Raw genomic sequence first — 14632 nt, 5'->3', positions numbered from 1 at the left:
TTTTTCTTCTGCAATAATAGATTATGACTACAGCGAATTTGATTTCAGAAATAAAAAAAAAGCAATCGTTTCTTTGCGTTGGGCTTGATGTTGACCTTGAAAAAGTTCCTGAATTTCTTTTAAAAGAGGAAGATCCTATTTTTTCATTCAATAAAGCCATAATTGACGCTACCCACCAATATGCGGTTGCCTATAAACCGAATACCGCATTTTATGAGGCGTATGGTTTGAAAGGCTGGAGGTCGTTGGAGAAAACCATAAACTATTTAAACGAAAACTATCCTGAAATTTTTACCATTGCCGATGCGAAGCGAGGAGATATTGGCAATACTTCCAGCCGTTACGCAAAAGCTTTTTTTGAGGATCTTGGTTTTGATTCGGTTACTGTTGCTCCTTATATGGGAAAGGATTCCGTAGAGCCTTTTCTCGCTTTTGAGAATAAGCACACTATTATGCTTGCATTGACGTCCAATGAAGGCGCTTTCGACTTTCAAACCAAACTCGTTGGTGAAAAAGAGTTGTACAAACAGGTTTTAAAAACCTCAAAGAAATGGCGCAATAGTGAAAACCTGATGTATGTGGTAGGCGCAACGAAGGCTGAGTTCTTTGCTGACATTCGTAAAATTATTCCGCACAGTTTTTTATTAGTTCCCGGCGTAGGGGCACAGGGCGGAAGCTTGAAAGAAGTCTGCAAATATGGATTGACTGAGAATGTTGGCTTGCTAGTGAATTCTTCACGTGGAATTATTTATGCTTCAAAAGATACTGATTTTGCCAAAGCTGCGGCTCAGGAAGCAAAGAACATGCAGCTTGACATGAAAGCCATTCTAGATGGAGTTCGTTGATCAATTAAATAGAACTGTAACTTTTACCCACACCCCATCGCGAATTATTTCGTTGGTGCCTTCCCAAACCGAATTGTTGGTAGCTCTTGGCTTGCGCAAAAATATAGTTGGTGTTACCAAATTCTGTGTCCATCCCAAAGATTTGCGAAAGGAGAAAACGATTGTTGGTGGAACCAAGCAGGTTGATTTTGAAAAAATAAAATCACTTAAACCAGATATTATCATTTGCAACAAAGAAGAAAACAGCGAAGAAATAGTACTTCAGTTGGAAAACGTTGCTCCGGTTTGGGTGAGTGATATTACTACGATTTCAGAAAGTATTGAGATGATACTTCAGTTGGGGAAAATTTTTGAGGTTGATGGTAGGGCTTTGGAAATTACAGCAAATATTAAATTAAAATTGGAAGGGTTTAAGGAGTATGTAAGAGATTTCCCGTCAAAAAAAGTGCTTTACTTAATTTGGAAAAATCCGTATATGGCTGTAGGAAAGAACACTTTTATTGATGAATTATTACAAATTAATAATTTTGAAAATATCATTATAAAAAAAAATTCCCGCTATCCGGAAGTAAGTATTGAATTGATAAAGACTGCAGAATTGGTACTTCTTTCTACAGAACCTTATCCCTTTAAAAAAGTAGATGCGAATGTTTTAGCAGAGGAACTTAATTCTGAAGTTAAATTAGTAGATGGGGAGTTTTTTAGCTGGTATGGATCGCGACTTATAAAGGCTTTTGAATATTTTAAAGAATTACATTAGCCAATAATTATTTATCTGCTTTCCTAAAAGATAAATATTGTATTTCTTGAAAAATTCTATCTGCTTGTTGATGTGCTTTTTCACTTTTTTCGGGATCTTTTGAAGAAAGTTCAAATGAGCGTTTCATTAAAAGTCTGTATCTTTCTTTTAATTGTTCAATTCTGGATTTTTTTCTAAACCAATTATACATAACTAAACCTTTGTACACAACAAAAATAGCCTTAGTATTTGTAAAGTGTTATTAACAAGAGGTTAATGATTTTATAAATTATATTTGATTAAAAATATCTTTTTTTAATCCTGTAGGGCAAAAACCTGTTGAAGTAAAGTAGTGGTCCTTGCTGAAATATTATTGCGGATATCCTTCTCTTCTACGCTTATCATTTTATAAACGCCTTGTAGCGCTTCAGTGGTAACATAATCTGTTAGGTCTGGGTTTACTTTGGTTACGAAAGGAATGGAATTATATTTCGTAATTATGTTTGTCCAAATCTGGTCTGCACCTACTTTTGAAAAAGACTGCTTAATCACAGGGTTAAATTTTGAATAGAGCGCTGAGGTTGTTCTTTGTTCCAAATAATTGGTAGCTGCATTATCGGGACCCAATAAAATGTTTTTTGCATCTGCAAAAGTTATTTCTTTTACAGCGGATACAAATATAGGAGTAGCTTCTTTTACGGCATCTTCGGCGGCTCTGTTCAAGGCTTTAATGCCCTCATCTGCTAAACTCCCTAGGCCTATATCTCTTAAGCCCTGATCCACTTTCTGTAATTCAGATGGCAGCATTATTTTTACCAGTTGATTTTTATAAAAACCATCTTTTTGGGTAAGTTTGGTTACTTGTTTGTCAATACCCTTGTCCAATGCTTGTCTTAATCCATTAGCTATTGTCGTTGAGTCCATTCCGATACCTGTTTCGGTAGGAATTGTGTTGACAACTTGTTGAAGTTCAGCACAAGAAAGTAAAAGAAAAATTGAACAGAAAAGAAAGATTTTTTTAAGTAACATAGTTTTAGAATTATATAGATTTCAAATATAAAAAAGCCCTTCAATATTGAAGGGCTTTTTTCTTTAAAAAGAGTTTTTAAAAATTCTTATTTAAGAACTTTTACTGTTTTTGTAGCGTTTCCAATAGTTACTTGAACCAAGTAAGCACCAGAAGCTAAACCACTCATATCTACTTTTGGAGAAATAGCATCAGGATTTACGGTAAGAACCGCTTTACCTAATACATCGTAAATAGTTACGTTATCCACAGCAGTTTTAGTGCTAATAGTCAATACGTCTTTAACTGGGTTTGGATATACTCTGAAAGAATCAGCAGCAAAATCTTCTAATCCAGCACTGTCAGTGTCAAAGAAAACATCGTCAATGTAATACTGGTTGTTTGCATCAATAGAGAAGAAATCAACACCTCCTAGGTTACCACCAGAAGTATAAAAATCTCCACTGTAGATTTCACTACCATCGATATACATTACTACGGTGTCAGTATCTAAGTCAATTTCGTGAGTAATTTGGAACCAAAAGTTTTCAGGGTAGCTAAAAGTTGAAACAATATTTGCTGGGTTCGCATCATCTACAACATATCCAGTTCCAGGAGCTAAGTTGTCTAGGTTAAAATGAACGTTAATACCCCAAATTCCACCTGAAGCACCTGTGTCTTCATCTTCTTGGATATTATAGTATCCAGTTTTTCCACCAGGAATATACATATACCATGAAAGTATATACTGTCCCGAAGTCTGGTTTCCTAGCAAAAGCATGGCATCTTGTACACCGTCATCGCCGATATAACCAGACTGAGAAGGAGAAAATGCTTGGTCAGTACTTATAACCAAATCTTCAGGGCCTGCAGCACCACTCCAGCTAGACCAATGGTCTTCATGTACTGGACCTGGCGAGTACCCTTCCATGTCGTCATCAATTATTTGTGCATTAGCACTAAATGTAAAAGCTCCTATAGCAAAAGCCAATAAGTAAATTTTTTTCATAATGTTTAAGTTTTTAATTGTTTAATATTGATGCTGCAATATACAAAAATATTGAAATATTGCAACCCATTTTAGTTTTTTTTATGATATGTGTAGTCTTCCAATACGTTATGTTCGTTGCGTTTTAACTAAATTTGCAATTCATAATTAATGAAAAAACAAACATGGAACAAGTAACTCCCTATAAACCAAAATATAAAGTTCGAATAGTTACAGCGGCATCATTATTTGATGGCCACGACGCGGCTATAAACATTATGCGACGTATCATACAATCTACGGGCGTAGAGGTGATTCACTTGGGCCATGATAGAAGTGTGGATGAGGTTGTAAATACTGCCATTCAGGAAGATGCCAATGCAATAGCCTTGACTTCCTATCAAGGAGGACACAACGAATACTTTAAATATATGTATGATCTTTTGCAGGAAAAAGGAGCGGGACATATAAAAATTTTTGGCGGCGGCGGCGGAGTTATCCTGCCGTCAGAGATAAAAGAATTGATGGATTATGGAATTACACGCATCTACGCCCCAGATGACGGCCGTAAGATGGGATTACAGGGAATGATAAACGATTTGGTAGAACAATCTGATTTTCCCATAGGCGATAAATTGAATGGAGAGCTCAAAAATATGGAGAAGAAGGAATTTGGCGCAATTGCGAGAATAATTTCCGCGGCCGAAAACTTTCCCGAGGTTGCAAAGGAAACACTTGACAAAATTCATGTAAAAAATAAAAATGCAGCTACTCCGGTTTTAGGGATTACCGGCACCGGAGGTGCTGGAAAATCTTCACTCGTCGATGAATTGGTGCGAAGATTCTTAATTGATTTTCCGGAGAAAACTATCGGAATAATTTCCGTGGATCCTTCTAAAAGAAAAACTGGCGGGGCATTGTTGGGTGACCGAATTCGTATGAATGCCATCAATTCCCCGCGGGTTTATATGCGCAGTTTGGCAACACGCCAAAGCAATCTTGCGCTTTCCAAATATGTAACCGAGGCCATCCAAGTTCTAAAAGCTGCAGAGTATGATCTTATTATTCTGGAAACGTCGGGAATTGGACAGAGTGATACTGAAATTATTGAGCACAGTGATGTTTCCTTATATGTTATGACGCCGGAATTTGGTGCGGCCACCCAACTTGAAAAGATTGATATGCTCGATTTTGCCGATTTGGTCGCAATAAACAAATTTGATAAACGTGGTTCGCTGGATGCCCTGCGCGATGTAAAAAAACAATACGTGCGCAACCATCAATTATGGGATGCCTCACAAGATGATCTCCCGGTTTATGGCACCATTGCGTCCCAGTTCAACGATCCGGGAATGAACAAGCTCTACAAGGCCGTAATGCAGCAACTTGCCGAAAAAACCGATACAGATTTAAAAAGTGATTTTAAGATTACGGAGGAAATGGACGAAAAAGTGTTTGTGATTCCTCCCTCACGCACACGATATCTTTCGGAAATTTCAGAAAACAATAGGGCGTACGATAAAAAGGCTTCGGAACAGACCGAAGTTGCCCAAAGACTTTATGGAATTTTTAAAACTATTGAAACTATTTCAGGTAAAAAACCTGAATTGGACAAGGCGGGAATTGTTTCGGAAACCATTGTCAATTCAGAAAAAAACAAAGACCTATTAAAACTGTTGCTCGCTGAATTTGATCGTGAAAAATTAAATTTAGATCCCTACAATTGGGAAATAATAACAGGTTGGGACGAAAAAGTAAATAAGTATAAAAATCCAATCTATAGTTTTAAGGTCCGCGACAAGGAAATAAATATAAAGACCCATACCGAATCACTTTCGCACACACAGATTCCAAAAGTTGCCCTGCCAAAATATCAGGCTTGGGGCGATATTCTAAAATGGACCCTTCAGGAAAATGTGCCGGGCGAATTTCCATACACTTCCGGACTTTATCCCTTTAAGAGAACGGGGGAGGATCCAGCCCGCATGTTTGCCGGCGAGGGTGGACCGGAGCGTACCAACCGTCGTTTCCATTATGTGAGTATGGGGCTGCCGGCCAAAAGACTCTCCACGGCATTTGATAGTGTAACTTTATATGGAAATGATCCAGATCTTCGTCCCGATATCTATGGTAAAATAGGTAACGCAGGGGTTTCCGTCTGCTGTTTGGATGATGCCAAAAAACTTTACTCCGGGTTTGATTTAAGCCATCCAATGACTTCGGTTAGTATGACTATCAATGGGCCTGCACCAATGCTTCTTGGCTTCTTTATGAATGCGGCCATTGACCAGAATTGTGAGAAGTACATTTCAGAAAATGGTTTGGAGGAAGAAGTAGAAAGGAAAATTTCAGCTATTTATAAGAAAAAGAATATTGCCCGTCCCAAATACCACGGTCAGTTACCCGAAGGCAATAATGGCTTGGGCCTTATGCTACTCGGTGTTACCGGCGATCAAGTTTTGGATGCTGAAGTCTATAACAAGATTAAATACGAAACCTTACAGCAGGTTCGCGGCACGGTCCAGGCAGATATTTTAAAGGAAGACCAAGCCCAGAATACCTGTATTTTTTCAACTGAATTCGCACTGCGCTTAATGGGCGATGTGCAGGAATATTTTATCGAGAAAAAAGTTCGAAATTTTTACTCGGTATCCATTAGCGGCTATCACATTGCAGAGGCTGGCGCAAACCCTATAACCCAATTGGCATTTACCCTCGCTAACGGTTTTACCTACGTGGAATATTATTTGAGCAGAGGAATGGACATCAATGAATTTGGCCCGAACCTCTCATTCTTTTTCAGCAACGGAATTGATCCGGAATATGCCGTAATTGGCCGGGTGGCACGAAAAATTTGGGCAAAGGCCTTAAAGAAAAAATATGGCGCAAACCCGCGTGCACAAATGTTGAAATATCACATTCAAACTTCCGGGCGCTCGCTCCACGCGCAGGAAATTGATTTCAACGATATTCGGACTACTCTTCAGGCTTTATATGCTATTTATGACAATTGCAATTCCCTTCATACAAATGCGTATGACGAAGCGATTACAACCCCCACCGAGGAGAGCGTTCGCCGTGCAATGGCAATTCAACTTATCATTAACAAGGAGCTCGGGTTGGCCAAGAACGAGAACCCAATTCAAGGATCTTTCATTATTGAAGAACTTACCGATTTGGTTGAAGAGGCTGTTCTAAAGGAATTTGATAGTATTACGGAACGCGGGGGCGTTTTGGGCGCTATGGAAACTATGTACCAGCGCAGTAAGATTCAGGAGGAAAGCCTGTATTATGAAACTTTGAAGCACAATGGCGACTTCCCAATAATTGGGGTGAATACGTTCTTAAGCAGCAAAGGTTCGCCAACCGTGCTTCCTGCGGAAGTGATTCGTGCAACCGAGGAAGAGAAGCAGGTTCAGATTGAAACATTGAAAAATCTTCATAAAATGTATGCCGATATTGCAAATGAGAAAATTGAAAAAGTGAAATCGGCCGCCATTCATAACGAAAATATGTTTGAACAGTTAATGGAAGCCACTAAAGTCTGCTCTTTGGGCCAGATTACGGAGTCCTTATTTGAAGTAGGAGGTCAATATAGGCGAAATATGTAGCGGAAAGTTTTTTAAACACGACAAAAATACATATCTTTGTGTCAAATGTCGTTATTATGAAAAGGTACCAAAACCCTTCCGATGTAAATTTGGTGAAAGAACCAGAGGTTTTCTATTTGCTCGACAACCCTTTTGACAGAATAGTAGGTGTTTTAGGAGGCGTGGGGCAGGTGGGCCAGGCCGTAAATAGCGATATTGACCTTATTACCGTTACCCGGAAGGGTCTGCCCAAGAGCGTGGTTTATTCTATATGCGAAGTATTGGGTATTTCCATGGATCGGCTTAGTGATTTGCTGCACATTTCGCACCGCACATTACAGCGCAAGGCAGATGATGACCTCTTGGGGGTTTCGGCTTCCGAACAGCTTTTTGAGATAGCCGAAATGGTCTCAGAAGGCATAGACGTTTTTGAAACACTCGAAGATTTTAGAAATTGGCTCCATTCTAGACCCTATATTTTTAAAGGGCAGCAACCCTTAGACTTTCTCGACACGAGGTTTGGAATTCAATATGTAAAAAATGTACTTGGTCGCATTGCCCATGGTATTCCTTCTTAATTGTGCGAATTTTTAGAATCTCCAAAACCGAATATATTGACGATCTTTCTGGCGAGGGCGCCAGACTATACGGTGGTAGGTGGAACTTGGTCGGTGATCCCGTAGTTTATTTTTCCCAGAATCTTTCCTTGAGCTTGTTGGAAATTATCGTGCACGTTGAATTTGCAAAATTGCCCGTGGGCTATTCTTTTCTGGAAGTGGAAATTTTAGATAAATTTATAAAACCAATTCAATCCTTGGATTTCATTAAGCCGAAATGGAGCTCTGAAGAAGCCGCAAAACAAGTGCAGATGTTGGGGTCCTTTTGGCTCAAGCGGCACGAGAGCTTGGCGCTACGCGTGCCATCGGCCATTTTGGAACTGGAGCATAATATTTTGATAAACCCACATCACAAAGATATCGGGAACATAAAGATTATTAAGAAAGGAACTTTGGATTTTGACCCGCGGTTAATTCGATAACGTTTTCGGGCTAATCCTCTTCGTCATCCATATCTTCGTCAAAACTGTCTTCCTCGTAGTCATCGTCAAAAAACTCTTCGGGGAAATTATTTGGGTCAAAAGGAATGTCGTCATCGGGATCGTGGTCGTCATAATTTATGCCGGGCGGATTGAACAGCCCCCAGCGGTCAATAATATAATCCCAGGGATCGAACGTTTTTACCCATTCAGCAAAAAGAATGCGCAATTCATCCACTTCCTTTCGCAGTAGGTCCAGATACTCAGTATCCTTAAAGCCTGTCATCTCTATTCCATGAGTGTCGGTAACAAGCTCTCGCGCCGCTTTTCTAATTATGGCGGCATTTTCCATTTTAAGATCGTATTGTTCCACGGCCTCGGCACCCATTATCTTGGCGGGGATTATCAAGGAATTTTCCATTAAGTAGGCAAGGCTGTGGTTCAGTAGCTGCTTTTCACCCTTTCGCTTGAATTTTAAATCGGTTTTTTCAACAGATTTTACCAAATGCCGGACCAATTCCGAAATTTCCTCGGCCTTCTTATATATGGGCAATTTTTTGGTCCGTTCAAACCTTTCGCGGGGATCGGGATTATCGTCGTCTTCAAACATATATATTGCAAAGCTGTTCCACGAAAATACGAAATGAAAATGATGCAATGACGAAAACTATCGGCTAAAGTGTCAGCCTCCAGGTGTGTTGGAGCTTTCTAAATCTTTTTAATTCTTTTCGCAACAAGGGTAGAAAATCCTTTCCGTTGCTATTTACTCTTTCCAGACGTTCACAATTTTTATAAAGCAGATTGGAAAGCCGCATCACTGAAGCAGCATATTTGTGTTTTTCTTCTGAAAATTTCCCGCTTTCTGCTTTCAAAATTTGAGGGCCCAGGGATATGGATTGTTGCACAATATCTCCTGTAAAATAAATACCTGGGTCCTCCTGCCCGTTTCTTTGTAAGTGTGCCAAATCGTGACCAATATAGGTAGCAATATTTCTTGAAAGAGAGAAAATCTCAAGTGCTTTATTATAAATTGCAGAGTGCGAATTATTTCTGAAAGCTTGCGGTGCCATTGTTGTACTTAACTATATTTTAGAGTGAACCAAATTTACTTACTACACCTCACTTTGTACAATCGATATTAAAGTAAAACTTTATATTTGCTTTAATTATTATTTAAATTTTCAAAATAACTTTAACATGAGCATCGATTCTTTAAATTGGAAAATACTCAATTGTCTTCAAAAAAATGCGAGGCAACCCAATACCGAAATAGGAAGAAAGGTCGGTATAAGTTCACCCGCAGTTTCGGAACGGATAAAAAAAATGGAGGACTCGGGTATTATCAATGGCTATTATACGGTCGTTTCACCTTTTGAGGCGGGCTATCAATTTAAGGCCATAATCACATTGCGCGCCTTTATGGGGAAATTAAAACCCTTCCTTGAAATTGTAAAAACCTATGATGAGGTGTTAAATTGTTACCGAATTACCGGCAATGAGAATATTGTAATGGAAGTAGTATTAAAAAACCAAAAACATTTGGAAGCATTTATCGATCAACTGATAGTGTATGGCGAAACCAAAACACAGATTGTTCTTTCGCACGTGGTTAAAAACAATGAAATAAAGCCATTGAAGTAACTATGCAGTGTTAAATATGTTATAATTGGATTCATTTTAAGAATTCTTGTGCCGCCCGTATGGTATCTTCGCTCAAGATTCTTTCCAATTTAAAATATTATGAAAAATTATACTTTCCATTTTTTAGTAGTTACCGTCATTTCGGCGCTTTTGGGGTTTACAGGCCTGGAATTTCCGGGAGCGACAGTAGTTAGATTGATATGTTTATTTGCGGGGATCGGCCTGATGATTTCGTGTTTGGATGCGGTTATTGTTTCGCGTAAACAGCGTCGCGCCAAAAAGAAACCCCAAGTATAAGGCAATTTAAATATTTCCCGTTTGCGATTTTTTCAGTAAAAAGTAGAGCCAAATGGTTAATCCGGCTATCAACAGCAGAAATGCCGAGAAAAATATCCAAGTATTAAAATAACCAAAATTATCTACCAAATTCATCCCGCCATTGTGCCCAATCAAGTGCGCAAAGCTGAAGCTCATACTGTATAACGCCATATAACTTCCCTTTCTTCCTTTGGGCGACATTTCCAATGCAAGCGCGTTTGAGAATGGAAACCCGATCATTTCGCCAAGTGTCATCAAAAGCATGGCAACTACCAAAATTCCTGCCCAATCGGTCATATTTAGTACCAGAAAACTCAACCCTAAAAAGAAGATTCCCCAAAAGGTGGCCATCGTTTTTGAGATTTTCTTTCGGTCGAGCCAGGCAATCAGCGGCATTTCAAAAATTACAATCGTGGCACCATTTATAAATAATAGCCACCCGATAACGTCTTCGGTGAGGAAATGCACCTTTTCATAAAACACTGGCATTACCGAAAAATATTGGACAAACGCTAAACTGTAGGCAATCATGATAAAGAAAAAAACCAGAAAATATTTATTGAAATAAGGAGGTCGGCCCTCTTTTACAATAATGGGTTTTTCGTCAGTACTTTTTAGTTTTTTCGGTTTCAAAAGTAGAAATACTCCGAAGGAAGCAAGCATGCAGGTAAGCCCATCAATCCAGAAGAGTGCCGTATAGTTGATGTGGGCAATAATCAATCCTCCAACTAACGGCCCTATTGAAAAGCCAAGATTTATTGCCAAGCGAATCAGTGCTATGCCCCGGGTTATATTTCCGGGCTTAGAGTATGCGTCTGCTGCTACAAAAATTGCGGGCCGTCCTGCATCTGCCATCAAAGTCAATAAAAATATACCTATGCAGAATCCGTAAAATGTATTGATATATTGAAGAAGTATAAACCCCACCCCACCCAAAAAGAGACTGGAAAGAAGGGTTTTATAAAACCCGATAGAATCTGTTAATCTACCGCCAATATAGGTGCCCACCAAGGAGCCCAGCCCAAAGCACGACATAATCCAACCCACTTGTGGCAGATCGAACCCTTCAACATTTATGAGATATAAGGATAGAAACGGAATTACCATTGCCCCCGCGCGGTTAATGAACGTAACCAAGGACAATAGCCAAATCTCCCGGGAGAGTCCCCGAAAGTTTGCTAAATAATTGGAATAAATTTTTTTCATCTTTGGTTGGTATCATAAAAGTAAAACGTCCCGGTTTTGGCCGGGACGTTTTTATATAGTATAAACCTATTGTAATATAGTCAATACATACATCGCCGGCACTTCTGGTGTGAAATGACCTGGTTTTTGCGGCAGGTGTATGTTCTATTTGTCATTTTTAATGGAATTGATTTTCAAATGTAGTGAAAAATATTTTTTGGCAAATTATTTTTTTATTTTAATCCAAAACTCTTTTTAAAGTCATCCCGAACCTAGCAGCGGCTTTATCATACATATTTCCCATTCTTATAAGGCTTGGTTTTGGGTAATCTTCGTTGGCTTTCAAAAACTCTTCCAGCCAATTACCCGAGGGGCCAAAAGAGGTGGTTGTGCCAGTTTTATAAAAAGATAAACTTCCGACAACATCAAAACCTTCGGCTCTTTCAACGTCAATTTGCGAAATAATGGTTTCCGGATTTGAGGTTTCAAAAAAATAGATTTTAAGATTTGCTTTGGCTGGCTGTTTTGCTATTCCGGCATCATATCCAAAATACATCCAATCTGTTTGCACTTTCATTGTGTATTTTATTGATGGATCATTCCAAACAAATTCAACGGGGTGGTCATAATTTTTGATGCGGTTATTTAATGAAGCAACAAATATCCTTGGATATACAGAATCTTTGGCGGCAAGATGCTTTTGTTCCCAATCCAAGGCTTCTTCAGTGTTTAATTTCCCTTCTATTTTTTTCTTTATATAATCCAAAAATTCTGCTTCGGTAAAATTATCGGCATTGAAATGAAGGTCGTGGTAAGTAAAGACAACGTTTATTTTTTCCTGAGATGCCAAAAAAGCCATTTCTTTTTTATCGAGTCTAATATGTTGTGCAACTAAAAATTGTGTGCCAAAACAAATAAAAAAAGTGAAGAGTAAAACTTGAAATTTCATAAAATTTTTATTTGCCCAAAAATAGAAATATTTATGAAGTTTAGAATTCTTTTCTACTTTTACTGAAAACAAATTATGAAGTACCCAATTAGTATTCTCTTTTTACTGTGCTGTCTCGGGGTTGGTGCCCAGAATGGGGCCACAGTTTCCGAAAGCAGGGCGGCGCAGCTGGAACTGAACGAAGAATTCAGCAACCCTGAAACTACCATTTTGGAGCCCAAGGATTTCAAAAACTTTAAAGGATTGGAATTTTATCCTATTGATGAAAAATATATTGTGAAGGCAAAATTTGTGCGTACCCTAGATGAAAAACCGTTCCTGATGCCCACAACCACTTCCCGCAGGCCCGAATATGTTAAGTATGGCGAAGCCCATTTTTCTTTGGAAGGAAAGGATTTTGTGTTGAATCTTTTTAAAAGCACCCAGCCGTACGATGAACCTGGCTACGAAGATTATTTATTTTTGCCCTTTACCGATTTAACCAGCGGCGACGGTTCCTACGGCGGTGGCAGGTTTTTGGACCAGCGCATTCCGGTAGGCGATACCATCATTATAGATTTCAACAAGGCATACAATCCTTACTGTGCGTACAGCCCTCGTTTTTCGTGCCCCATTCCGCCGAAGGAGAACGACCTTTTAATTCGAATTGAAGCCGGAGTGAAAGATTTTGGGAAGCATTAAAAATACTTCACCAGCCACATTCCGAAAAAAACCATTGCGAAACCCACTACAAAGCTGGCGATGGTATAAAAGGCAAAAGACATAAAGTCGCCGCTTCTTAAAAAGAGATGGTTTTCATAGGCAAAGGTTGAAAAAGTGGTAAACCCACCGCAAAAGCCCGTGGCCAAAAACAGGACAGTATTTTGGGAGAGCGTTTCGTTTTTCAAGGCCAGTCCCAAAATTATTCCAATCAGCAAACTTCCCAAAATATTTGCCGCAAAGGTTCCAAACGGAATGCCGGTTTCGGGATTGTTCAAAAACTTTGAAAAGAAATACCGCAGGACGCTTCCCAAGCCACCGCCTAAAAAAACCAGTGCCAATTGTTTCATTTTTCTATAAAAATTGTTTTTTCGTGGCTAAAGGGAACATATTTTTTTATTGCAATTTCTTTATAGCGCGCGATGTTTCATTTTAAATACCTTCTTGAACAGGTTCGGGGGCGGTAATTATTGGGATGTAAATCTCGGTCAACCAGTTTGCCGGATTGGGCGTTTCTTCGGGGTCTGTTATGTAAACCTCAAACATTTTTCCATTGGGGTCTGCTTGAAGGTCATTCTCCTCCATATATTGTCTGCCTTTGGTATATGCTTCCGGAAGGTGTTTATAATTTCCTTTCAAAGAAATTTTTACTGCTGAAACGGGTTCCATAAAACCGCAAACTACGGGGCTGCCCTCTGGGGTAATCACTCTTTCCTTTACGGGAACGCCGGTTGAGAAAATAACGGTATTGTTGGCGCTGTCTATTTCATTGTAAAGAGCAAAAGGCTTGCCCGCCATATTCAGATTGTTGTTTTTTATAAAATCCATGACCACATTCATCATCGGCTCCATTTTTTCACCCAATTCGCCCATTTTCGCAACCGATGTTGTGTACATATAATAGCCACCGCCATATTGGGTAACGCCATCCACATTTATGGAATACTGCTTCATATCTTCGGCTACTTCTTCAGCAATTCCTTCCAAACATGCTTTGTTCATCTTGTGCATTTCGGCATCAAAGTCCATGCCGCTCAATGAATAATAGGCTTTGTCAATCAGCGTATGTTCGCCCTTCATTCCCCACGTCACCTTGGTTCCGCCGTCCACTTCCTCAAATTTCCAATATACTTTTGGATGTCTTTCCCCACCGGGAGTACTCAGTGTAAGGTCTTGTTCTATTTCTTTGTTGGGAATCACTTTTGTCGTGGTCATAGAGCCGCTCATTTCGCCCTCCCAGGAATAGGACGCTCCTTCGCCCACAGTTTTTTCGGCATAGGTGAAGGTTATTGTGGAATCCTCTTTTTTCCACGGTCCCCATTCTTCCCAGCTTTTGTAATCGTTTACCTTATTGAAAACCACTTCCGGCGGCGCATTGATTACCATGGTATCCTGAATATCATAGCTTCCTTCCTTGGTTCCAAAGTAGATGGCACTGCCTATAATAATAATGAGAAGAAGAAAAAATAAGTATTTTAAAATTTTCATTTGGTCGTGGGGTATTGATTGGTGTTGCTAAGATAGTGAAAATTCATTGACGCTTCTGAAAAGGAAAGGCTTTGGAATCTGTAGAATTTAGCCCCTTGGCTATCACGAACAATATTTTAGTACATTTGCGGAAATCTAAAATTTTTTA

The 14632-nt window shown here is 39.3% G+C and carries 17 protein-coding genes; 8 read left to right on the top strand and 9 right to left on the bottom strand.

The genetic code is table 11. From position 1 onward, the window contains the following. The first annotated feature begins 23 nt into the window (after positions 1-23). Both pyrF and LS48_RS09285 read left to right on the top strand, forming a co-directional pair. Entirely contained in the window at positions 24-845 is an 822-nt protein-coding gene (gene pyrF, locus LS48_RS09290; RefSeq protein WP_062622279.1) for an orotidine-5'-phosphate decarboxylase, read from the top strand. Next, on the top strand, positions 832-1605 hold the full coding sequence (locus tag LS48_RS09285) for an ABC transporter substrate-binding protein (RefSeq protein WP_062622278.1): 774 nt from the start codon (positions 832-834) through the stop codon (positions 1603-1605). The genes pyrF and LS48_RS09285 overlap by 14 nt, the downstream gene beginning before the upstream one ends. A gap of 7 nt (positions 1606-1612) precedes the next feature. On the opposite strand, the gene LS48_RS09280 is transcribed toward LS48_RS09285, so the two are convergent. From LS48_RS09280 to LS48_RS09270, 3 genes are all read right to left on the bottom strand, one after another. After that, positions 1613-1813, bottom strand: a complete 201-nt coding sequence (locus tag LS48_RS09280; RefSeq protein WP_204376469.1) for a Lacal_2735 family protein — start codon at positions 1811-1813, stop codon at positions 1613-1615. An 86-nt stretch (positions 1814-1899) separates the two neighbouring features. Continuing rightward, the gene (locus LS48_RS09275) at positions 1900-2613 is read right to left on the bottom strand and encodes a DUF4197 domain-containing protein (protein ID WP_062622276.1); all 714 of its coding nucleotides are present in this window, start codon (positions 2611-2613) and stop codon (positions 1900-1902) included. Positions 2614-2699: 86 nt separating this feature from the next. Beyond that, entirely contained in the window at positions 2700-3599 is a 900-nt protein-coding gene (locus LS48_RS09270) for a T9SS type A sorting domain-containing protein (RefSeq protein ID WP_062622275.1), read from the bottom strand. Between the two features lie 164 nt (positions 3600-3763). Here LS48_RS09270 and LS48_RS09265 point away from each other — a divergent pair, with 164 nt between their 5' ends. Genes LS48_RS09265 through LS48_RS09255 form a run of 3 tightly spaced genes read left to right on the top strand, consistent with a single transcriptional unit; the run spans position 3764 to position 8207 of the window. Beyond that, positions 3764-7189 carry a methylmalonyl-CoA mutase family protein gene (locus LS48_RS09265; protein ID WP_062622274.1) on the top strand — a complete coding sequence of 1142 codons (3426 nt, stop codon included), beginning with the start codon at positions 3764-3766 and terminating at the stop codon, positions 7187-7189. Between the two features lie 56 nt (positions 7190-7245). After that, positions 7246-7746 (top strand): Xre family toxin-antitoxin system antitoxin, encoded by a 501-nt coding sequence (locus tag LS48_RS09260; RefSeq protein ID WP_062622273.1) that lies wholly within the window; start codon positions 7246-7248, stop codon positions 7744-7746. A 2-nt stretch (positions 7747-7748) separates the two neighbouring features. After that, positions 7749-8207 (top strand): RES family NAD+ phosphorylase, encoded by a 459-nt coding sequence (locus LS48_RS09255; protein WP_062622272.1) that lies wholly within the window; start codon positions 7749-7751, stop codon positions 8205-8207. Between the two features lie 10 nt (positions 8208-8217). On the opposite strand, the gene LS48_RS09250 is transcribed toward LS48_RS09255, so the two are convergent. Both LS48_RS09250 and LS48_RS09245 read right to left on the bottom strand, forming a co-directional pair. Then, positions 8218-8814 carry a hypothetical protein gene (locus LS48_RS09250; protein ID WP_062622271.1) on the bottom strand — a complete coding sequence of 199 codons (597 nt, stop codon included), beginning with the start codon at positions 8812-8814 and terminating at the stop codon, positions 8218-8220. A gap of 64 nt (positions 8815-8878) precedes the next feature. Next, positions 8879-9274: a hypothetical protein gene (locus LS48_RS09245; RefSeq protein WP_062622270.1), complete on the bottom strand. Its 396-nt coding sequence runs from the start codon at positions 9272-9274 to the stop codon at positions 8879-8881. Between the two features lie 127 nt (positions 9275-9401). Between LS48_RS09245 and LS48_RS09240 the strand changes: the two genes are divergently transcribed. Both LS48_RS09240 and LS48_RS09235 read left to right on the top strand, forming a co-directional pair. Continuing rightward, entirely contained in the window at positions 9402-9845 is a 444-nt protein-coding gene (locus LS48_RS09240; RefSeq protein ID WP_045080646.1) for an Lrp/AsnC family transcriptional regulator, read from the top strand. A gap of 99 nt (positions 9846-9944) precedes the next feature. Continuing rightward, complete coding sequence (locus LS48_RS09235) at positions 9945-10142, top strand: hypothetical protein (protein WP_062622269.1); 198 nt, start codon at positions 9945-9947, stop codon at positions 10140-10142. Positions 10143-10148: 6 nt separating this feature from the next. Here the strand turns inward: LS48_RS09235 and LS48_RS09230 are convergent, their stop codons facing one another. Both LS48_RS09230 and LS48_RS09225 read right to left on the bottom strand, forming a co-directional pair. Continuing rightward, positions 10149-11369 (bottom strand): MFS transporter, encoded by a 1221-nt coding sequence (locus tag LS48_RS09230; RefSeq protein WP_045080644.1) that lies wholly within the window; start codon positions 11367-11369, stop codon positions 10149-10151. Positions 11370-11586: 217 nt separating this feature from the next. Further along, on the bottom strand, positions 11587-12297 hold the full coding sequence (locus LS48_RS09225) for a hypothetical protein (RefSeq protein WP_131807715.1): 711 nt from the start codon (positions 12295-12297) through the stop codon (positions 11587-11589). 75 nt (positions 12298-12372) lie between these two features. Here LS48_RS09225 and LS48_RS09220 point away from each other — a divergent pair, with 75 nt between their 5' ends. Next, positions 12373-12978 carry a DUF1684 domain-containing protein gene (locus tag LS48_RS09220; protein WP_062622264.1) on the top strand — a complete coding sequence of 202 codons (606 nt, stop codon included), beginning with the start codon at positions 12373-12375 and terminating at the stop codon, positions 12976-12978. Here the strand turns inward: LS48_RS09220 and crcB are convergent. Both crcB and LS48_RS09210 read right to left on the bottom strand, forming a co-directional pair. Continuing rightward, on the bottom strand, positions 12975-13346 hold the full coding sequence (gene crcB / locus LS48_RS09215; protein WP_062622262.1) for a fluoride efflux transporter CrcB: 372 nt from the start codon (positions 13344-13346) through the stop codon (positions 12975-12977). The genes LS48_RS09220 and crcB overlap by 4 nt on opposite strands. Before the next feature lie 82 nt (positions 13347-13428). Beyond that, complete coding sequence (locus tag LS48_RS09210) at positions 13429-14484, bottom strand: SRPBCC family protein (RefSeq protein ID WP_062622260.1); 1056 nt, start codon at positions 14482-14484, stop codon at positions 13429-13431. Positions 14485-14632 lie beyond the last annotated feature (148 nt).

The organism is Aequorivita aquimaris (genome assembly GCF_001573155.1).
Taxonomy (GTDB): domain Bacteria; phylum Bacteroidota; class Bacteroidia; order Flavobacteriales; family Flavobacteriaceae; genus Aequorivita; species Aequorivita aquimaris.
The sequence above is the reverse complement of the archived record's forward strand: the minus strand, read 5'-3'. Positions and strand labels throughout refer to the sequence as shown.